The organism is Actinoplanes lobatus, from assembly GCF_014205215.1.
GTDB classification, from domain to species: domain Bacteria; phylum Actinomycetota; class Actinomycetes; order Mycobacteriales; family Micromonosporaceae; genus Actinoplanes; species Actinoplanes lobatus.
Map to the genome: position 1 here is coordinate 7,643,911 of NZ_JACHNC010000001.1, position 18,449 is coordinate 7,662,359.

At 69.4% G+C, this 18,449-nt stretch carries 26 protein-coding genes and 1 pseudogene; 12 read left to right on the top strand and 15 right to left on the bottom strand.

Annotated features, from left to right (window positions below):
• Position 1 precedes the first annotated feature (1 nt).
• The gene (locus tag BJ964_RS34965; protein ID WP_229807267.1) at positions 2-997 is read right to left on the bottom strand and encodes a LysR family transcriptional regulator; all 996 of its coding nucleotides are present in this window, start codon (positions 995-997) and stop codon (positions 2-4) included.
• Positions 998-1,126: 129 nt separating this feature from the next.
• Between BJ964_RS34965 and BJ964_RS34970 the strand changes: the two genes are divergently transcribed.
• Positions 1,127-2,347 carry an MFS transporter gene (locus BJ964_RS34970; RefSeq protein WP_203832501.1) on the top strand — a complete coding sequence of 407 codons (1,221 nt, stop codon included), beginning with the start codon at positions 1,127-1,129 and terminating at the stop codon, positions 2,345-2,347.
• A 61-nt stretch (positions 2,348-2,408) separates the two neighbouring features.
• Here the strand turns inward: BJ964_RS34970 and BJ964_RS34975 are convergent, their stop codons facing one another.
• Positions 2,409-3,236, bottom strand: coding sequence for a hypothetical protein (locus BJ964_RS34975; RefSeq protein ID WP_188124632.1), 828 nt, complete (start codon positions 3,234-3,236; stop codon positions 2,409-2,411).
• A gap of 3 nt (positions 3,237-3,239) precedes the next feature.
• Entirely contained in the window at positions 3,240-3,734 is a 495-nt protein-coding gene (locus BJ964_RS34980) for a SigE family RNA polymerase sigma factor (RefSeq protein WP_229807265.1), read from the bottom strand.
• 196 nt (positions 3,735-3,930) lie between these two features.
• On the opposite strand from BJ964_RS34980, the gene BJ964_RS34985 reads away from it, so the two are divergent.
• Entirely contained in the window at positions 3,931-4,458 is a 528-nt protein-coding gene (locus BJ964_RS34985) for a hypothetical protein (RefSeq protein WP_188124634.1), read from the top strand.
• Between the two features lie 53 nt (positions 4,459-4,511).
• Here BJ964_RS34985 and BJ964_RS34990 read toward each other — a convergent pair whose 3' ends face one another.
• The 3 genes from BJ964_RS34990 to BJ964_RS35000 form a co-directional block, all read right to left on the bottom strand.
• Positions 4,512-4,841, bottom strand: coding sequence for a nucleoside triphosphate pyrophosphohydrolase family protein (locus BJ964_RS34990; protein WP_188124635.1), 330 nt, complete (start codon positions 4,839-4,841; stop codon positions 4,512-4,514).
• A gap of 51 nt (positions 4,842-4,892) precedes the next feature.
• Complete coding sequence (locus BJ964_RS34995; protein WP_188124636.1) at positions 4,893-6,392, bottom strand: FAD-dependent monooxygenase; 1,500 nt, start codon at positions 6,390-6,392, stop codon at positions 4,893-4,895.
• A 75-nt stretch (positions 6,393-6,467) separates the two neighbouring features.
• Positions 6,468-7,088, bottom strand: a complete 621-nt coding sequence (locus BJ964_RS35000; protein ID WP_188124637.1) for a TetR/AcrR family transcriptional regulator — start codon at positions 7,086-7,088, stop codon at positions 6,468-6,470.
• A 118-nt stretch (positions 7,089-7,206) separates the two neighbouring features.
• On the opposite strand from BJ964_RS35000, the gene BJ964_RS35005 reads away from it, so the two are divergent.
• Positions 7,207-7,833, top strand: a complete 627-nt coding sequence (locus tag BJ964_RS35005) for a hypothetical protein (RefSeq protein WP_188124638.1) — start codon at positions 7,207-7,209, stop codon at positions 7,831-7,833.
• An 18-nt stretch (positions 7,834-7,851) separates the two neighbouring features.
• Here the strand turns inward: BJ964_RS35005 and BJ964_RS35010 are convergent, their stop codons facing one another.
• The 4 genes from BJ964_RS35010 to BJ964_RS47505 all read right to left on the bottom strand — a co-directional run bounded on the left by BJ964_RS35010 (position 7,852) and on the right by BJ964_RS47505 (position 9,598).
• Positions 7,852-8,004, bottom strand: coding sequence for a hypothetical protein (locus BJ964_RS35010; protein WP_229807264.1), 153 nt, complete (start codon positions 8,002-8,004; stop codon positions 7,852-7,854).
• 134 nt (positions 8,005-8,138) lie between these two features.
• On the bottom strand, positions 8,139-8,648 hold the full coding sequence (locus tag BJ964_RS35015; protein WP_229807263.1) for a site-specific integrase: 510 nt from the start codon (positions 8,646-8,648) through the stop codon (positions 8,139-8,141).
• Between the two features lie 69 nt (positions 8,649-8,717).
• A complete protein-coding gene (locus BJ964_RS47500) occupies positions 8,718-9,467 on the bottom strand; it encodes a hypothetical protein (protein WP_203832502.1) in 750 nt (249 codons plus the stop codon).
• Between the two features lie 41 nt (positions 9,468-9,508).
• Positions 9,509-9,598 (bottom strand): NmrA family NAD(P)-binding protein, encoded by a 90-nt coding sequence (locus BJ964_RS47505; protein ID WP_203832525.1) that lies wholly within the window; start codon positions 9,596-9,598, stop codon positions 9,509-9,511.
• Between BJ964_RS47505 and BJ964_RS47510 the strand changes: the two genes are divergently transcribed.
• Complete coding sequence (locus tag BJ964_RS47510) at positions 9,597-9,959, top strand: recombinase family protein (protein ID WP_239163850.1); 363 nt, start codon at positions 9,597-9,599, stop codon at positions 9,957-9,959. The two genes, BJ964_RS47505 and BJ964_RS47510, sit on opposite strands and share 2 nt — an antisense overlap.
• Before the next feature lie 6 nt (positions 9,960-9,965).
• Here BJ964_RS47510 and BJ964_RS35030 read toward each other — a convergent pair whose 3' ends face one another.
• Both BJ964_RS35030 and BJ964_RS48565 read right to left on the bottom strand, forming a co-directional pair.
• Positions 9,966-10,565 carry a response regulator gene (locus BJ964_RS35030; RefSeq protein WP_407650860.1) on the bottom strand — a complete coding sequence of 200 codons (600 nt, stop codon included), beginning with the start codon at positions 10,563-10,565 and terminating at the stop codon, positions 9,966-9,968.
• A 115-nt stretch (positions 10,566-10,680) separates the two neighbouring features.
• A complete protein-coding gene (locus BJ964_RS48565; protein ID WP_188124640.1) occupies positions 10,681-11,907 on the bottom strand; it encodes a sensor histidine kinase in 1,227 nt (408 codons plus the stop codon).
• Between the two features lie 175 nt (positions 11,908-12,082).
• Here BJ964_RS48565 and BJ964_RS49615 point away from each other — a divergent pair, with 175 nt between their 5' ends.
• The 3 genes from BJ964_RS49615 (at position 12,083) to BJ964_RS35050 (ending at position 13,804) form a co-directional block, all read left to right on the top strand.
• Complete coding sequence (locus BJ964_RS49615; protein WP_203832503.1) at positions 12,083-12,388, top strand: zinc-binding dehydrogenase; 306 nt, start codon at positions 12,083-12,085, stop codon at positions 12,386-12,388.
• Between the two features lie 67 nt (positions 12,389-12,455).
• Positions 12,456-13,169, top strand: a complete 714-nt coding sequence (locus BJ964_RS35045; protein ID WP_229807262.1) for a hypothetical protein — start codon at positions 12,456-12,458, stop codon at positions 13,167-13,169.
• Positions 13,170-13,339: 170 nt separating this feature from the next.
• Entirely contained in the window at positions 13,340-13,804 is a 465-nt protein-coding gene (locus tag BJ964_RS35050) for a DUF6326 family protein (protein WP_188124641.1), read from the top strand.
• A gap of 109 nt (positions 13,805-13,913) precedes the next feature.
• Here BJ964_RS35050 and BJ964_RS35055 read toward each other — a convergent pair whose 3' ends face one another.
• Positions 13,914-14,165, bottom strand: a complete 252-nt coding sequence (locus tag BJ964_RS35055; RefSeq protein WP_188124642.1) for a class I SAM-dependent methyltransferase — start codon at positions 14,163-14,165, stop codon at positions 13,914-13,916.
• Positions 14,166-14,291: 126 nt separating this feature from the next.
• Positions 14,292-14,690: a serine integrase family protein gene (locus tag BJ964_RS35060; RefSeq protein ID WP_203832504.1), complete on the bottom strand. Its 399-nt coding sequence runs from the start codon at positions 14,688-14,690 to the stop codon at positions 14,292-14,294.
• Between the two features lie 170 nt (positions 14,691-14,860).
• On the opposite strand from BJ964_RS35060, the gene BJ964_RS35065 reads away from it, so the two are divergent.
• A complete protein-coding gene (locus BJ964_RS35065) occupies positions 14,861-15,466 on the top strand; it encodes a DUF2975 domain-containing protein (RefSeq protein WP_188124643.1) in 606 nt (201 codons plus the stop codon).
• A complete protein-coding gene (locus BJ964_RS35070) occupies positions 15,466-15,696 on the top strand; it encodes a helix-turn-helix domain-containing protein (protein ID WP_188124644.1) in 231 nt (76 codons plus the stop codon). Before BJ964_RS35065 ends, BJ964_RS35070 begins: the two co-directional genes overlap by 1 nt.
• Positions 15,697-15,789: 93 nt before the next feature.
• Here BJ964_RS35070 and BJ964_RS49620 read toward each other — a convergent pair.
• Positions 15,790-16,113, bottom strand: a pseudogene (locus BJ964_RS49620) (DEAD/DEAH box helicase); the annotation flags it as partial.
• Here BJ964_RS49620 and BJ964_RS48570 point away from each other — a divergent pair.
• The 3 genes from BJ964_RS48570 (at position 16,039) to BJ964_RS49320 (ending at position 18,156) form a co-directional block, all read left to right on the top strand.
• Positions 16,039-16,200: a hypothetical protein gene (locus tag BJ964_RS48570; protein ID WP_229807261.1), complete on the top strand. Its 162-nt coding sequence runs from the start codon at positions 16,039-16,041 to the stop codon at positions 16,198-16,200. The pseudogene BJ964_RS49620 and the gene BJ964_RS48570 sit on opposite strands and share 75 nt — an antisense overlap.
• Positions 16,201-17,443: 1,243 nt before the next feature.
• Positions 17,444-17,770 (top strand): site-specific integrase, encoded by a 327-nt coding sequence (locus BJ964_RS49315; protein WP_203832505.1) that lies wholly within the window; start codon positions 17,444-17,446, stop codon positions 17,768-17,770.
• Positions 17,767-18,156 (top strand): tyrosine-type recombinase/integrase, encoded by a 390-nt coding sequence (locus BJ964_RS49320; RefSeq protein WP_203832506.1) that lies wholly within the window; start codon positions 17,767-17,769, stop codon positions 18,154-18,156. The genes BJ964_RS49315 and BJ964_RS49320 overlap by 4 nt, the downstream gene beginning before the upstream one ends.
• The last annotated feature ends 293 nt before the right edge of the window (positions 18,157-18,449 follow it).

Below are 18,449 nucleotides of genomic sequence, written 5' to 3' on the forward strand. Positions count from 1 at the left end.
GTCAGCTTGGTGCAGCGTCAAAGACGCCGGCGCCGGCGGGCGGCCGTACCGAATTCGCGTCGGCTATGGCCGCGACGTCCAGCTCGGGGTCCAGGTACCGGGGGTGTCGTGGCCGGCCGTGGCGGCGAGGTGATCGCGGAGGGCGGCCAGGGCCGGGTGGAGATTGTCGCGATGCCAGAGCAGCGAGTGTGGGTAGACCGGGGTGGGATCGGTCACCGGGATGCGGCGTAGCCCGTGGCTGGCGGGCCAGACGAGACGGGTCTGTCCGCCGATGAAGGTGGCCAGCGCGGGGGGTGTCGGCGACGGTGTCGAGGAGCGCGTCGGCGCCGAGGTTGGGGCCGGTCGCCTCGATGACGAGACCGAACTCGGCGGCGAGGTCGTCGTAGTAGGCGGCCCATTCGGTGCCGGGAGTGATGCCGGGCATCCAGATGCGGTGCCCGGCGAGTTGGGCGACGGTCACCGACCGGGCCGACGCCAGCGCATGGGCCGGGCCGGTGAGCAGTTGGAGCGGCTCGTCGAGCACCCGGACGGTCGCGATCTCCTCGGGAAGGGGCCGCCCCGGCATGGCGACCGCACGGAAGGACGCGTCGATCGCCCCGGATCGGAGAGCGGCGACGGCCGTCTCGACGTCGAACAGTTTCATGACGTCGAGCTCGATCTCGGGGTGTGCCTGGTGGAAGCCGCGGACCAGGCCGGTCGTGGCGAGACGCGAGGCGATCACGTCGACACGCAGCGGACGGCTGCCGGGGCGTACCGCCGCGACCGCACGTTCAGCGGCGCGCAAGAGTTCGCGGGCATGAGGCAGGAACGCCTGCCCGTCGATGGTGAGTTCAGCGCCGCGCGGAGTGCGGGTGAACAGCCGCACTCCGAGGTTGCGCTCCAGCGCGGCGATGCGCTTGGAGACGGCCTGCTGGGTGATCGACAGCTCGGCGGCGGTCTCCTGGAACTGGCCCGCATCGGCAACGGCAACGAAGGTGCGTACGGCGTCGAAGTCCATGCCGACGACCCTATATCTACAACTCGAAGTTGTTGACAGTCGGCGTGTCGGTTGTTTGATCTGCGGAGATGCCGACTGATTGGATCTCAGCCATCAACCGCGAGTTGTTCATCCGAGACGGGAAGATCATTGGGGCGGCAGTTCAGGTGGCTTTGGACGGCATACGCGGTGAGCACGCTCGGCACGTGGCTCGGGTTCGGCGCGTTCCCCTTGATCGCAATCCGGGTCCTGCACTCCGGCCCGATCGAGGTATCGCTGCTGTCGGCCACGGGACTGGCCGTCGGCGCGGTCGTCGCGGTGCCGCTCGGCCCGTGGGTGGAGTTCCGCCGTAAGCGACCGGTGATGATCACGATGGACCTGATCCGGTTCGCCGCCCTGGTGAGCGTGCCCACCGCGTACGCGTTCGGCCGGCTGACCTTCGCCCAGCTCCTGGCCGTCTCGATCGTCGCCGCCGCGGCCGACATCACCTTCAAGGCGGCTGGCGGCGCCTACCTGAAGACCGTGGTCCCGCGGGCGGACCTGCTCGTCGCGAACGGCCGGTTCGAGGCCACCACCTGGACCGCCACCGTGGTGGGACCGCCGCTCGGCAATGCCGCGATCGGGCTGTTCGGCCCTGTGGTGACAGTGGCGGTCGACGCGGTCAGCTACCTGCTGTCGGCACTGAGCATACGGGCGATCGGAGGACGGGAGCCGCGTCCCGGGCCGGCCGGCGGCTCACGGCCGCATGCCGGCAACCTGCTCGACGGATGGCGCCATATTCTGGCCCACCCGGCGCTGCGCCCGCTGTTTCTCAACACGGTCCTGGTCAACGGCCTGATCCTGGCGACCGCACCGCTTCTCGCCGTCCTCATGCTCGACCAGCTCGACTTCGCGCCCTGGCAGTACGGCCTCGCCTTCGGCCTACCGTGCCTCGGTGGACTGATCGGCTCCCGGCTGGCCCAGCCGCTGGTCACCCGCTTCGGGCAACACCGGATCCTGCTCACCGCCGGCGCACTGCGCGCCTGCTGGCCGCTCGGGCTCGCCTTCGTCGGCCCCGGCACCGCCGGCCTGGTGCTCGTCATCGCCGTCCAGTTCGGGCTCGTCACCTGCGTGGGAGTGTTCAACCCGGTGTTCGTCACCTACCGGCTCGAGCAGACGCCGGTGAACCTCGTCGTGCGCACCCTGTCCGCGTGGTCGGTCACCAGCAACGCCACCATCGCCGCCCTGACCGCACTGTGGGGTTTGCTGGCCACCGTCACCAGCCCGCGTACCGCGATCGCGATCGCCGGTTGTTTGATCCTGATCACCCCACTCCTGCTGCCCCGGCGCGACCGCACCGAGAAGCACGAACCGGTCCCGATCCACCCGTGAGAACCCACGAGTTGAGCGATGGGCGAACGCCGATCCCGGCGTCCGCCCATCGCTCAACTCGTCAGGGGAAGAGGAACAACTCGGGGGAGAGCGCCAGCGCGACCGCCTGATCCTCGGAGAGGATCGGCTGCGGGCGCGTCCTGGCCGGGGCACCACTGTCGACCGGCTGCCGATCGGTGTTCGACGCCTGCACGTAGATCTCGCTGTGTCCCCGGTAGACCCGGACGATGTAGTTACGCGGCTCGTCGGCGGGAGTGTCGTCGGCCTCGCTGCCCACCAGCACGGTCACCCCGTCCGGGCCGTTGCGAACAGTGCATTTCCCGATCTGCGTACGCCGGCACTCGTCCTGCGCCTGCTCACCCGTCGACGCGTCCACCACCCCGACGGTGACCGTCAGATCACCGGTTCCCTCGGCGTCACGGACCAGAGCCAGCGCGTCCACCCGATTACCCCACGGCGGTTCGCCGCCGAGGCTGAACCCGATCAACGGCCCGGCCTCCACACCCGGCACCTGGGCGTATCGTGCCTTGGGCAGCAGGCGGGGCAGTTCCTCGTTGAGATGACAGGTCAGGCTCGTGGCGGCCCACTCCGCCAACTCCGGCGACAGCGTCCTGTCGGCCGCGTACGCCCCGGGCGGGCGAGTGCCGGGCGGGAACGGGCACGGGCCCGCCGCCCCGAACACCGGGCCGGCGTCATCACCGCCGGACACCACGATCCCACCCATCCCGGCCAACACGGCCACGAGCCCGACACCGGCGACACCGGCCAGCCGCCGGTTGCGGCGCGAACGCCGGCCCGCGGTCAGGATCCCGGAGGCGGTCAGGCCCATCGCCGGTTCGCCGTCACTCGCGTACGTCTCGAGCGCTTCTCGCATGTCGACTTCACGCATCGGCTACTCCCTGGTGAGCGTGGCGCCGTGCAACGCCGTACGCATGGATTGAATGGCCCTTGCGGTCTGGCTCTTGACCGTGCCCTCGGTGATCCCGAGCAGGGCGGCGACCTCGGCGACCGGCAGATCCTCCAGATACCGCAGCACCACCGCGGCCCGCTGCCGTGGCGCCAGATCGGCCAGCGCCCGCCGGACCGCCAGCGTCTCGGCCGGGTCGGCGCCACCCGCCGCACGCTCGGGTGGCTCGGCCATCAGCGACTCCCGCCGCCGGTCACGCCGGTGCGTCAGGAACGCGTTGACCACGATCTTGCGGGCGTACGCGTCCACCGACTCGTCCCGCAGCCGCGGCCAGCGCCGGTAGAGGCGCACGAACGTCAGCTGTACGAGATCCTCGGCGGTGTGCCAGTCACCGCACAGCGCGTAGGCGAGCCGGCGCAACGGCTGCGCCCGTACCCGAAAATATTCGACGAACTGGTTCTCCCAGTCGGATCGGATCACTACGCCTCCTGTCGATCGATCACCCCTTCTACTCCGCGGAGCAGCGAAAGGTTGCATCCCGATCTCCCGCACCGGCCGAGTCGGTGGAGAGCCTGTGAATGGCTATGAATCAGCTGTCGAAGGCAAAACTGCCTGACGGCGCCTCCGATGAAGCCTCCCGTACACGTCCTGCGAGACAGAGAGAGGCCACCGGCCCATGACTGCCATCACCTTTTCGAACACCGTTCTGACCAGCACCGCGACCCGCCAGGCGCCCCCGCCCCGCAACGGCGCGGACCCGATGAAGGCCGTCGCCGAGAAACTCGGCCTGAGCACCGACGATCTCAAGAAGCAGCTGGACAGCGGCAAGAGCCTGAACGACGTCGCCGAAGCGCAGGGTGTCTCGCACGATGATCTGATCACCGCCATCAAGGCCGGCCTGCCCACCGACCAGGCATCCGGAACGACCGAGGCCGACCTCACCGAGCTCGCGGAGACGATCGCCGCGACCACCGGCCGCCCGCAGGGACCGCCGCCGGGCGGCCCGAAAGGCGAGATGGGCGGACTACAGGCCAGCCAGACGAAACTCGACCGGATCAGCGCGCTGCTGGAGACCGGCTCGGACGAGGTCGGCTCGATCAGCAGCGCCCAGAAGCTGGTCAGCATGCTCCAGGACAAAGGCGTCGACCTGAACGCCCTCAAGTCCGTCCTGGACAGCGGGGACCTGCTCGACGTCGTGGCCTGAACCCGTGGCCGGATCCCTGCCGGGGACAGATCCCCGGCAGGATTCCGGCGCCGTCAGCGGTCGTCGCCGCTGCCGCCCAGCACGCCACGGGTCTGGCGACTGGCGAGTTTGGCCAGGTTCGCGGCACCGATGTCGTCCAGCGACAGATCCAGGTAGTCGGCGAGCACCGCCACATACCAGAGCACGTCACCGAGTTCCTTGGCGATATCCGTGCGGTCGATGCGCGCCTCGTCACTGTCGAGGTCCCGTACCCATTTCTTGAACTTCTCCGCGACCTCGCCGGACTCACCGACCAGCCCGAGCACCAGATGCAGAAGCTCGTTCTTCTTGTCACGCGAAGCGGCGGTACGCAGAGCGCCGCGCTGATACTCGTCCAGGTCCACGGCGCACCAGTATGCCCAGCCCTCGGACCAGGGCCCTGACCAGGGCCCCGGTCAGCACGGGCCGCCGAAGTGGCCGGTCAGCGCGGCGCGCAGCGTGCCCGCGTCACCGGCCGACCAGGCGACGAAGCAGTCCGGCCGTACGAGCAACGCGGTTGCGGCCGTGCCCTCCAGCGGGCCGGTGACCACGTCGACACGATCCCGCCATCCGGCGGCGACCTCCGCGTACGCGCCCGTGGAATCCAGCAGCAACGGCCGGGCCGTACGGGTCAGCTCGGCCAGGCGCACCGGAGCACCGTCACCATGCACCACCACGTCCGGCGCGCACCGGCCGGCCAGCGGGTCGGCGGGATCGGCCGGATAGGCGACATCCGCGCCGGACATCAACGCCGCGATGTGGCCGGTCACCTCCGGCTTGCGCAGCAGCTCGGCGAACAGGCCCCGCAGCCCGGTGATGTCGTCACCCGGGCCGATCAGCGCCGACTGCGCCTGTGTCGACATGACGACCCGCTCGGCGACCGGGCGGCGCTCCGTCTCGTACGTGTCGAGCAGCCCCGCCGGCGCCCAGCCCCGCACCGTGGCGGCCAGCTTCCACCCCAGGTTCACGGCATCCTGTAGACCGAGGTTGAGGCCGGGACCACCGATCGCCGGGTGTACGTGCGCGGCGTCGCCGACCAGCAGCACCCGGCCGTCCCGGTAGCGGGCGGCGATACGGGTGTTCCCGCCGGTCAGCCGCCGCAACAGGCCAGGGCCCTCACTCGCACCGAACGGGACGTCGGCGCCGAGCACCCGGGCGACGCTGGCGCGCAGCTCCGCCAGGCTCATCGGCGTCTCGTCACCGGCCGGCACGTCAGGCCACTCCGTCGTACTCAGGATCGCCGGGCGGCCCGGGAACGGAGCCCAGGCGATCAGGCCACGCGGGGTACGGGTGTGCATGAACGGCGGGACCACCCCGTAACCGGGGACGAGCAGCCCACCGGTCCCGGGATGCAGGGCGGACCCGGGCACGGTCACGGTGGCGGTACGGGAGACCGACCGGTCGTTGGTGACGCCCGGGAAGTCGATGCCGGCCAGTCGGCGCACCACACTGCGGCCCCCGTCGGCGCCGACGACGAAACGGGAGGTGAGCCGCGTACCGTCGGCGAGGACGACCTCGACCGCATCCGGGCCCTGATGGAGGTCGACGACCTCGTGGCCGCGGCGCACCTCGACGCCCAGCTCGGCCGCGCGGGCCGCGAGACCGGCCTCCAGCTTGGCCTGCGGCACACCGAGCACGTAGTGCGGATTCTCGTCGAGCACCGTGAGATCCAGCGGGAACGCGCCGAAGGTGAACGCCGGCTGCGGGGCCGGCGGGGCACTGTCCCCGCTCAGCCGCGTGTAGAGGCCACGCCGGTCGAGCAGGCGCACGACCTGCCCGACGAGGCCGTTGGCGCGAGGCTCCCCGGTGGGCGCGGGATGACGTTCGAGAACGACAGGGTGGACACCGGCGAGCGCCAGTTCGCAGGCGAGCATGAGGCCGTTGGGGCCGGCTCCGACAACGAGGACATCAAGCATGATCGTGATCCCTTCGGGGCGTGCGTCATCGCCGCGGCGGGCCGGGCCGGCCGCGGGAGCAGGAAGGAGTGGCTGCTAGTGGGCCGGGGCCGGAAGGCCGGCGGCGACCTGGGCGAACGCGTCGACGATGAGGCGGTCGATCGGGGTGGGCGGGTCGGCGCTGTCCAGGAAGTGCTGCATGGCGACGCCGACAGCCGCGCTGGCGGCGGCCGCGACGAGCCGCGGATACATGTCGGTGGCGAGATCGGTGCCGGTGCGCTCGGCGACCGCGGCCGCCAGTTCGGCCTCGGCGACCGCGGCGGCGCGCAGCCGCTCACCCTGCAACGCGGGCTCGTCGAGCATGGCGCGGACACCGGCCACCCACTGCGCGTGCGCGGGCGATGGCATCGCCTCGACCTCCGGACCGCGTGTGAACTGCTCCAGCGCGGCGGCGGTGAGCGCCTCCCAGAGCGGCTCCCCGGCGGGACGCTCGCGTAGCGCGGCGGCGGTGCGCATGCTGCGGTCGAGGTGACGGGAGGCGATCGCCTCGGCCTTGCTGGAAAAATAGTTGTTGAAGGTACGCGCGGAGACCCCGGCCGCCTCGGCGATGTCCTCGACGCGGACGTTGTCGTAGCCGCGCTCGGCGGTGAGGTGGATCGCGGCCCAGCCGAGCGCCGCCCGGGTCTCGGCCTTCTTACGCTCCCGCAGCCCTGTCATGTCCCCACAGTAGCAATTCTTGCGTGCCCCGCAAAGATACGGGGCACGCAAGAATTTGGGTTCGCGGCGGTGTCTTTGAACGCCCACCTGCCCTCACCACCAGTGAAACGATGGATCGATGCTCTGGCCGGTCCTACTCGACACCGCTCCGCGCGACACCACGTGGTCACTGGGTGAACAGGTCACGACCCGCCTCAGATGGCTCGACACCCCGGACCTCCCCGAGGACCTGCTGCTGCACCAGATCGCCGTGCAGGCCGGCACGTTGCTCGATGCCGACGGACAGCCCTGGGCGCAACTCATCGAAGCCGGCGGCCTGCGCGCGCTCCGGGACGGCGATCACCGGACGGGCGACATCGCGCTCGACGGATGCCCGGGCTTCGACGCCTTCCTGGGGATCATCGGCGATCTGCCCGTCACGGTAGGCGTCGTCCGGCGGGTCCGCGTCGTGCACGACCTGCACGATCGCGGCACCACCGAGTGGATCCGCAGGCCCGGAGGCGTACGCCTGACCGACGTCCCCGATGCCTGCCCCACCCGCCTGCGCGACGAACCGTCCTTCGACGAACCCATGCCCGACGACTGGGAGCCCGAACCCGGCACCGTGCAGATCATGAGCCCCGAGCAGTACTTCCAGCTGGCCCGCGACCAACTGCCCGCAGAGCAGTGGCAGGCCCGCGGCTTCCTCGTCGACCTGGAGGTCGCCGGTCCCGCCCTGAGTTCGGGCAACGCAGCCCACCACTGATCTAGAAATCAGTTCCACTCACGCGGCAATAGATTCCGGTATCGCGGCTCGCGGACAGGTGATCCGCCGCTCGGCGAGTTTCGGGGCCAGGTCGGTCGCGGCGAACATGCCGTGCGCGGCCATCACCTCTCGTAGCCGCCACTGGTAGCTGACCTGCCGTTTCGTAGTCATCGTGCCTCCTTCACCGGCCGCATGGCGGCGTCCAGGGTCGCGTCCAGCGCCTGGCGCAGTGTCCGGGTCCGGTAGTCCGACGACACACACGTATAGATGGACGTAGTGAAAGCATCTTCGTGACCTACCTGTTCCTAAACGAGCCGGGCGTCGAGGCCGTCCTCGATGAGGTAGGTGACGTAGGAGCGGCGGAATGAATGGAAGTCCAGCGCCGGGTCCAGGCCCAGGGCGTCGCGGTAGGCGGCGAGGCGGGTGTTCATCTGCGTGAATCCGATCCGCTGGCCGCGTTCCGAGGGCCACGACGCGCCCGAGTCGACGCTGGTGGCGAACTGCGGTCGGACCTGCTGGACCCACTGCTCGATGATCTCCGGATACCAGGGCCAGACGGTCAGCACGCTGCGGCGTTTGCGCATCGCCTTGCCGTGACAGACGTAGAGCACGCCGTACTCCGCGCCCTGCGGATTGCGGCCGAAGTCGGCCACGTCCAGCATCCAGGCCTCGTTGCGGCGCAGCCCAAACGTATTGGCGGTCTTGAACAGCACTGCGTCCCGGAACGCCGACAGCCAGCCCTTACGCCCGTTCCGATATTCGGAAGTGGAACAGCCAGCCGTCAGCGACGCACGTACGACGCGTCTGCTCGACATCGGGTCTGCTGCTGAGCACCGGTGCTGGCCTCTGAGCCGTCGCGATGGTCTGTGCCCGCCGGTCCATGATTACGTGCAATCAGGCTCGGTGATCAACGCCGGGAACCACGTGACCTCGGGGAAGCCGTCCTCGGCATCGTCGCCGTAGTTGGCCAGCTCGGCGACACGTCGCGCGTCGGCGAGCGTGGTGATCAGGCCGCGCTCGTTGGGGCGGACGCCGAGCTCCCTGGCGGCATCGCGGTGGAAGCCGTAGCAGATCCAACTATGGAACTGGCCATCCTCGAACCCGAGGACCTCAAACCCTAAGTCCGTTCCGGCGGGCGATGCGCCCAGGGCAAGGTTCGTCAGGATCGGGTGTGGCTCGTCGCTCGTCCAGCGCCGCATCAGCGCGGCCAACTCGTCAACACCTGCGGTCGGCACGCTCATCGCTAAGGCGTGCACGCTGCTGCCTGCCCAGGGCGGCGCCGTCGGGGCGCGACGTTTCCATAGCCGCTCAACAGGCGTCTCCACGGCGCAGCCGGTGGTGTCGTCGGCCGCGTGGCGGGCGTGCTCGAGCGACAGGTGCCACGGCGCCAGCCATGTGTCTTGGTCGTGCGGATGAAAGTAGGTCAGGCACTCGCTGACGGAGACGACCTCTGCCGGCAAGCTCTGGCCTCGAATGTCGGCTGGAGGCAACCAGCGGTGCGCCGCTGCGTAGGCGGCCAGCACGTACGTCTCGTCGTCGGACACCCCGACATGATCGACCACGGCGATGACGGCGTCCGCGCCGGCCACCGCGCTGTCGATCGCGTTCGCGTCGGTGACCTCGCCGATGGCCACGCGTACCTGGTCGGGCCAGGGCGGCTGCACCTTGGCCGGGGTTACGCGGTGACGGTGTGCCCGGCGGCGAGCAGTTCGCTGACGACGAACTGGCCGATGGCGCCGGTGGCGCCGAAGACGGTGACGTTCATGGGGCTGCGAGTCCTTCTGCGGAAAGTCAGTACAGGCCGAAAGGGGAGAGTGGTCGCCCGGGTGCCGGTCACGAAGACTCGATCACCAGCCGTACGGGCCGAACCGGCCCTACGCCACGAACACCGCCAGGGCGAACAGAACCGCGTTGAAACCGCCGGCGACACCCTCGTAGTGCCGAGCCTCGACAGGCTCTCCCGCTCCCTGGCCGACCTGATCACCACCGTTGGCGAGCTGCGCCGCTGCGACGTCGGATCCACAGGTCCAGGATCAGGTCGTCGAGACCGATCGCGGCCTCATCCGTGCGGTGGCGCGGCTGGGTGGGGCCCGTCTATCCGGGTGCCGACAGGGGCCAGGGTTTAACCGGTGTCAGCTGGTGAGGCCGGCGTCGTGGGCGAGTAGGGCGATCTGGGTACGGTTGTTGAGATCGAGTTTGGTGAGTATGCGCGAGATGTGGGCTTTCACGGTGGCCACGCTCATGAACAGCTCGCCCGCGATCTCGGCGTTGGACTTGCCCCGCCCGACGGCGATGGCGACCTCGCGTTCGCGTTCGCTGAGCTGATGCAGCGCGGTGGTGGCGTGCTGTTGCCGGGCGGCGGCGCCGGTGTCGCTGAGGTGGGCGATGAGCCGTCGGGTGACGGTCGGCGACAGGATGGGTTCGCCGGCTGCAACCCGCGCGATGGCGCGCAGGATCTCGGCGGGTGGCGTGTGTTTGAGCAGGAAGCCGCTGGCCCCGGCGCGCAGGGCGCGCAGGACGTACTCGTCGGCGTCGAAGGTGGTCAGGACGATGACCTCGGGTGGGTCGGGTCGGGCGCGGAGTCGTTCGGTGGCGGCGAGGCCGTCGAGGGTGGGCATGCGGATGTCCATCAGCACCACGTCCGGGGCGTATGCGTCGACGGCGGCGGCTACTTCACTTCCGTCGCCGGCCTCGCCCACCACGGCGATGTCCGGCGAGCCGCCGATGACCATGGTGAGGCCGGCCCGCACGAGCGGGTCGTCGTCGACGATGAGGACCCGCACCGGTGCGTTCACGTTGGGCTCCTTGTCCGTGCTCACCTGGGCCGGAGGCCGGTTCCGACCGCGATCAGAGGGTAGGCCACGGTAGCCAGGCCCTGAGCCGGAAGTCACCGGCGGGGGTCGGGCCGTGTTCGAGGCGCCCGCCGACGAGGGCGGCCCGTTCGGTGAGCCCGATGAGGCCGATGCCGGCGCCGGGGATGCCGGCAGGGCTGGTCTCGGCCGGGTACGGGTTGCGGATCTCGACGGTTACGCCGTCGCCCGGGGTTGCCTGGACGGTGACGGCCACCTCGCCGTCGGGGGCGTGCTTGCGGGCGTTGGTCAGCCCTTCCTGCACGATCCGGTACGCGCTGCGCCCCACACCAGCCGGTACGGCGGAAAGCGTGTCGGTCAGCCAGTCGAGCCGTACCCGCATCCCGGCGCGCCGCGATTGCTCGACGAGGTCAGGGAGGTCGGCCAGGGTGGGCTGTGGCCGTTCCGGCTTCTCGTCGGACCGGTCGACACCGGTGCGGAGGACGCCGATCACCTCCCGAAGGTCCTCCAGCGCCTGGTAGGCGCTGTCGCGGACCACCCCGGCGGCACGGGCGACCTCCTCGGGCGCGGCGTCGGGGCGTAGCTCCAGCGCCCCGGCGTGCAGGCTCAGCAGGGACAGGCGGTGGGCGAGTACGTCGTGCATCTCCCGGGCGATCCGGTTGCGTTCGCCCTGGCGGGCTTCGGCGACGCGCAGTTCCTGTTCGGCCTCGACCCGCCCAGCCCGCTCCCGCAGCGACTGGCGTCGGGCCCGTACAAACATGCCCCAGGCGAGTACCGCGAGCGCGAAGACGACGCCCAGCACGATCTCCGACGGGGACCCGACCGGGACGTCGGGCCGAACCAGCAGCGTCAGGAACGGGACGAGCGCGTACCCGGCCACGATCGGGGCGACCACCGCGAAGCGCCGGTGCACCGCGACGGTGAACAGCGCGATGAGCGCCGCGCCCGAGGCGGACGTCGCGTAGATGCCGACCACACCGGCGACCACGGCGAGGCCGACCGGCCAGCGCCGGCGCAGCCACACCCCCAGACTGCACAGGCCGCCGAGGACGAGGTCGACAGTGAGCGGGACCGGCGCGATGTGCTGCGCACGGCTGTCGGCCAGGGCCAGCAACACGAGGCCGACGGCCAGCAGGAAACAGGTGGCGTCAACAACCCGGCCGCGGACCGTGCGCCCGGCCGGGCGTACCGGGTCGTGGTCAGCATCGCTGGTCACGACCGCTGGAAGCGGGCTCCGATCCTGCAGGTCCGCCGGGGCCACCATGCTCAAAGGGTACGGCCGGCCGGGCTGCATGACATCCGACCAAAGTCGAACCCGAGGTGTAGCCCTTCGGCCCGCCGCCATCGACCTCGGCTCGTAGCGGCGTTTACAGCCGCTCCAGCAATCTGTTCCACATAACCGCTGGCTCGGCCCCCTCGGTCGGATCGTCAAAGCGCGCGTGCTGTCCGGGTTCACCCGTCAGCAGCTGAAGCCCTTCCTGTCGGTCGGGAAGCGCCAGGACCTGCTCACCCTGGCCGACCTCCTCGCGACCGGGCAAGTCACGCCGGTCATCGATCGCACCTACCCCCTCGACGAAGCCGCCGACGCCCTCCCGCTACGTCGGGGCCGGCCACACCCGAGGGAAGGTCGTCGTCACCGTCTGACGACCGCACCGACGAGAACGACCCAACCCGTGCGTATGCACGCCCCAACCCTGCCGCCACTGCGGCGGAGGAACCGGTCCTCTCGCAAGAAGAACCGATGACCATCCGAACGAACGCCCCGAACCTGCTCGACAACCCGCCATCCGACTGAAGCGAAGGAGTAACGACGTGAGAACCCAGAAAGCAAAACTCACCGCCCTAGAGGACCGGCAGGTCCTGGACCGGGTGTCCGCGACGCGAATCGTCGGCGGCGTCGCGGTCGCCTACGCCGCGTCAGTGATCGTTCAGAACGCGATGTTTGCGGGCAGTGGAGCGCCCAGCTACGGCGATCCTCTTGGTGAGGTCCTCGCCTACCACGCCGCGAACCGGGGCGTCGTGGCCGTCGCCGTGGGTCTGGAGGCCCTGAACCTGCCCCTGCTCCTGCTGTTCGTCACGGGACTGCAGGGGCTCGTGCGGCGCCGCGGCGCCGCAGGGGCGGACTGGTCGCGGCTCGCGGTGGCAGCCGGAGCGACGCTCTCGGCGATATTCGCCCTCGTCATAGCCACGCACATCGCGGTCGTGCTCGCCGCGGATGGCCTGGCCGAGCCAACCCCCGCCTTCGAGCTGGTCTGGCAGCTCCACGCCGCGGCCTTCGCGCTCGCGCTGCCCGCGCTCGGGGCGACCTTCATCGGCGCGGCGCTGGCCACCCACGCCAGCGGGTTGACACGGCCGTGGCAGCGGCTGCTCGGCGTGGCGGGCGGCAGCTTGCCCATATTGGCCGGCGCCGGGAACCTCGCCATCGCGGATGGCTCGCCACTGGTGCTCGTCGGGGTTTCGGGCTTGGCCGCGTGGCTCGTCTGGCTCGTTGTCACCGGCCTACGGCTCATCCGTACACAGGACTGACGTCGCTTTACGGTAGCGCGACGCCCTCCGCTACGTCGGGGCCGGCCACACCCGAGGGAAGCGTCTGGGGACCGGACCGGACCGACGAGAACGACCCAACCCGTGCGTGTGCACGCCCCAAACCTGCCGCCGCTGCGGCGGAGGGACCGCTCCTCTCGAAAGAAGAACCGATGACCATCCGAACGAACACCCCGAACCCGCTCGACAGCCCGCCGATCCCCGTGCAGGCCAAGCTCGCCGCCGCATGGACCAGCCTCATGTTCCTCTACATCTACGTCGACTACTTCCACCTCTACAAGCCCGGCGCCATCGACGAAATCCGGGGTGGCGTCGTCTTTGAGTTCGACATCAGCCCGACGTTGTTGACCATCTTCCTCGCGTGTGTGGCGATCCCGGCCCTGATGGTGATGCTCTCCATGACGCTGCCAGCCCGTGTCAACCGCGCCACCAACCTCGTCGTAGCAACGTTCTACATCCCCCTCTCGGTGTTCAACGCGGTAGGGGAGTCCTGGGACTGGGCCTCCTTCTACGGCCTCTCCATCGGAATCGAGGTGCTGCTCCTGGCATTCATCCTCCGGTACGCGTGGAAATTCCGTCCGGAAATCGCACGCCCCGAATCGGTGTCGGCGCGCTGAAGCGATCCGTCTGCCTCGGCGCCACGGAGGAGGGGAGACCCCTCAAATGAGTAAAAGAGGAGAGAACCCCGATGTACGTCGCGCAAACGAGACGCGCGCTGCGGACGCGTTACCGATGCGTGCATACCGGAGTGACTCCGCGGAGGTGGCTGAGCATGGCCGCTGACTCATCGACGCCGACGACGTCATGCCCGCGAGCGGCGAGCACATTGGCCAGCCGTCCGGTGCCGCAGCCGAGTTCCAAAATCCGCGAACCTTCCGGAACGGCCCTGTCGATCAGGTCCGGTTCCCCGTTCGCCGGCAGGTGCAAATACACCTCGACGGTGCAACCGTCCGGCGTCACCACTCCGCCGCCATCCATTCAGACGACTCTGACAGACGAGGCCTGAACGTCCCAGCTCGCGCAGGTAGTACCTGCCCGAGCTGCCGATCTAGCAGCCGTTCTACCAGCGGTAGGGCCGAGCGGGGGTACTCGCCCCGCTCGGCCCTACCGCTGGAGGCGATCATGAGGAGCGGCTTTCCTCGACCACCGTTGGGCCGTCGTCTTGCAGAATCCGGGCGGGCCTAGGCCGCGACTGGGCCAGATCGTCGGCCTCAGCGGCCTGCTCGGCCTCGGCAAACGCCCGGTAGAGCGAGGCCACGGACGGGGAGTTCCCGCGTTCTTGCCGGTTCTGATGGTGAGCTTCTTCGCGATGGCCGGGACGGGGATGCCCTTGTCCTTGAGCGCGAGAGCAAAGGTGAGGGAGTCGTCGTCGATGACCTTCGGCCGACCGCCGTGGTTACCCTTGGCCGCAGCGATGATCTGGCCTTCGAGGGTCTTCTCCCGGATGTAGTCACGCTCGATCTGCCCAGCGACGGCGAGGACGGCGAAGAACATGGCGCCCATGCCGTTGGGGTCGTAGATGCCGGTGAGCGGCCCGGTGAGCAGCTCGAGCTGGATGCCGCCGACACGGCACTCGCCGGCACCGCGTCATCCACCGTTGCGCAGCCCGGAACTTGACAAGCGATTCCGACCTATCGATTATCAATGTATCGTTTATCGATAAGGGGGCATCCGTGTCGTTGCGGACGAGGTTGCGTAAGGCCGACTGGCTCGGCGAGATGCAGGCGGCGCTGATGCTGGGGACGGGAGCAATAGGGGTGGCGGTCGCCGTCGTTGTGTGGGATGTCGTCACCGGTGCGCCGGTGGTCTCCCGGGTCCCGGCCGAGGCGATCACCGGAATGTCGGGCTCGTCCGCAGGGCTGACCGGCGGCGCGATGGTGGCCGCGAACTCGATGGTCGAGGTGAGGATCGCCGAACCCAGTACGTCCCAGGTGATCACGCACGCGTTGACCACGCTGCCGGGGCTTCTCGTCGCTCTGGTGATGCTAGCGATGTTGACGCGGATCATGCGGGCGGCACGTCGGGCCGACCCGTTCACCGGTCAAACGGTACGGCGACTGCGAGTGCTGGCGATCAGCATCCTGATCGGCGGCGTGCTGGCGAGCGTGGTAGAGACGATTGCCGAGCTCGACCTGTCCTCGAGCGTCACTGCGGACTCGATTGCGGCGCAGTGGGCCTTGCCCGGGCAGTGGATGTTGTTGGGCTTCGGGTTCCTGGCCGTGGCCGAGGTGATCAACCGGGGCGCGATGATGCGGGCCGAGTTGGACACGGTGATCTGATGCCTGCCGAGGAGGAGCATCGGATCGAGGTTCATCTCGACAAGCTGCTCGCGCAGCGTGGCATGACCCTTACCGAACTCGCGGGCCGGGTGGGGATCACCCTGGCGAACCTGTCGATCCTGAAGAATGGCCGGGCGCGGGCGATCCGATTCAGCACGCTGACCGCAATGTGCGACGCGCTCGACTGCCAACCCGCAGACATGCTCACCGTGCGCCGCGCAGACCGGTGATGACCCCCGGCGGCGGTCGGCGTCGGATCGGTGCAGCAGCCTTTGGATCTGCGATTCGTAGCGGACCTCCCGTTCGGTGGCTCCGATCATGTGCCCCTCGTCCAGGACGATCAGGGCGACGTCGTCGAGTACGGCCGGGTCGGAGCGCAGCGCGAAGTCCAGCTTCTCCGGGGCCGCTACGACGATTTCGCTGGATTTCAGGGTGTCTTCGTCGACGTTGCTGTGCCCATGCTGCCGTAGAGCGAGGACACCCGGACGCCAGCGGGGTGAAGGTACGGGCCAGAACCTGTTCGGTCTGTGCGGACGGGCACGAAGGGGGGTGACGTACACCGTCCGGCGGCCTTGCGCCAGGCAGGCCAGGATCGCCAGTTCGGCGATGCGGGTCTTGCCGGCGCTGGTGGGCAGGGCGACGACCAGGTCTCGCAAATCCTGGAAGATCCGGTCCACGACGTGCAGTTGAGACGGCCACAGGTCGATCTCGGCGCGCTCGCGAGCCAGCAGTGAGGTGACGAATGTTTCCCGCAGGGCGCGCCAGTGTTCGACGTGTGCGGCTGCCCCGGGTGGCGGTGCCTGGGGGATCGTGGTTTCCAGGCTGGTGTCGAACAGGCCGCTGAGCAGGTGACGGGTCAGGCGGTAGATCCACCAGGGGCCCGGGCGCGCTCACGTCGGTGGCGTCCATCGTCATCAGCCGGTCGGCAAACTGGGTGAGGGAATGCGAGGACGGCATCTCCTTGTCACGGGAGAGGCCCTCGCGAGCCTCCGTGACGGTGGCGCGGCTGGCCTTGACCCGGCTCTTGGCCTCGCCCCTGATGACCAGCGCCTTAGCGGCAGCATCCAGCCTCGCCCCGAGCACGTCGTCGCCCCTCATCGCCCATTCGGGGTGGTCGCGGTGAATGAGCCGGCATGGACCCACCACCCAGCCGGCCTCCTCATGCAGGTAGGCCGTCGCGAGGATCTCGCCCATGTCCCCGGACCGAAAGCCCGCCTTGGTGGGAAGTTTGTTGCTGAGGTACTTGGCTACACCGGTCTTGCCGTGCCGCTGCGCGATCGACGCGAGCCTGCCGGACTCGGCGTACGTGGCTGGAAGTACGGCAGCGAGCCGGCATCGTCGTCGCTCGACTCGATCATGCCCGAGAGATGCCTACGCGAAGCGGCGGGAGTGGTGGTGAGCGTCCCGATGGTGCACCAGTTCCGGAAGTCGACGGTGGTCAACCGGATTCATGTCCTTTCTGGAGGGTCGGAGCGGTGGGCGAACTGTACCGAGCCGATGCCCTGCCCGCGTCATTTTCGGGTGCAAGTCCCACGGTGTGTGGAGTACTGGGGGAGCTGATCCGGATGTCGACGGTTCAGCCGGTTCCGTCAGGACGATCCTCCTGAGATTTCGCTCGTCACCGCGCTGGGTCTCCCGGGCTGGGCCGCCTGTCGTTCGCTTCAGCTGGGCGCGCTCATGCCGTCCGGCCAGTGACGGTTCAAGTTGCTGCGTGATCCCCCATCGGGGTCCTGCCCGGTGGCTTCTCCACGGCGAGTCGTCCGTCTCGTTCCGTGCCAGGCGACCCTCTATTGCCAGATTACTGGTAATGACAATCCGATAATGGGCTGGATTTTACTCATAGGATAATCACCCTTATCCTATGGACAGTTCTCCTGCGACCGATCGGAACACCGATGAGCGCCATCCCCGGTGTTCCGGCTCCGTCTAACTGGCACAGGCTCTGCGGTTCTGGCAAAGGCTCCGTGAACGTGGCATGTGGCTCCGCGTATCTGGCGCAGCTACCGCCGCGACCGGGCCACCACCGGCACCGGCGTGCGGGTCCGCAAGGCCGCCCCGGTCACCATCGCCGCGCTACGCGCCATGACCGACGCCCTGGACCGTCACAGCCTGGTCGGGATTCGCGACACCGCGCTGCTGGTGCTCGGGTTCGCCCTCGGCGCCCGCCGCAGCGAGCTGGCCAGCCTCGACATCGCCGATCTGGCTTTCACCGCCGAGGGCGTCCAGGTCGAGATCCGCACCTCCAAGACCGACCGGGCTCCCACGGGCGCACCGCGGCCCTGCCGTACGGGGCGCACTCGGTGACCTGTCCGGCGCGCACCGCCCAGGCGTGGCTGGCGGCCCTCGCCGACCACGGCCGGACCTCCGGCCCGCTGTTCGTGCGCATCGACCGGCACGGCAGGCTCGGCCGCGCCCCGACCGGCCGGGGCAGCGCCGACGGCCAGCTCGCCGGGCAGGCCGTCGCCCTGATCGTGGCCCGCACCGCCACCGCCGCCGGACTCGATCCGAAAGCGGCCTGGTCCGGGCACTCGCTGCGGCGCGGGTTCGCCACCGAGACCTACCGCACCGGCGCCGACCCGCTGCGCATCGCTCGGGCCGGCGGCTGGAAGGACGGCTCCGCCACGTTGCTGGGCTACATCGACGACGTCGACCGATGGCAGGCCAACCCTCTGGCCGGTGTCGGGCTCTGACACTCGGTGAGGAGGTCGGTCAGTGGCCAGGTTCTGGCCGTACGAACTGCGATCGCGCCGGGAACAGAGGTTCAGTCGTGCCGGGGATCGAACGCAACCGGTTCGGGGACATCGGCGTCGGGCTGCGCCGCTTCGCCAAAGGGGGAAGGTCTCCGGTCGCCTGGTCGCGCTCACCTGAACACCGGAGACACGGGAGCAATATGCCGCCGTCAGGCCAGCAGTGGCCGCGGTGCCTTCCCGGCTATACGCCGCAGGCCAGTCCGAACCGCTCGCGCCGGCCGCGACGGGGCTGT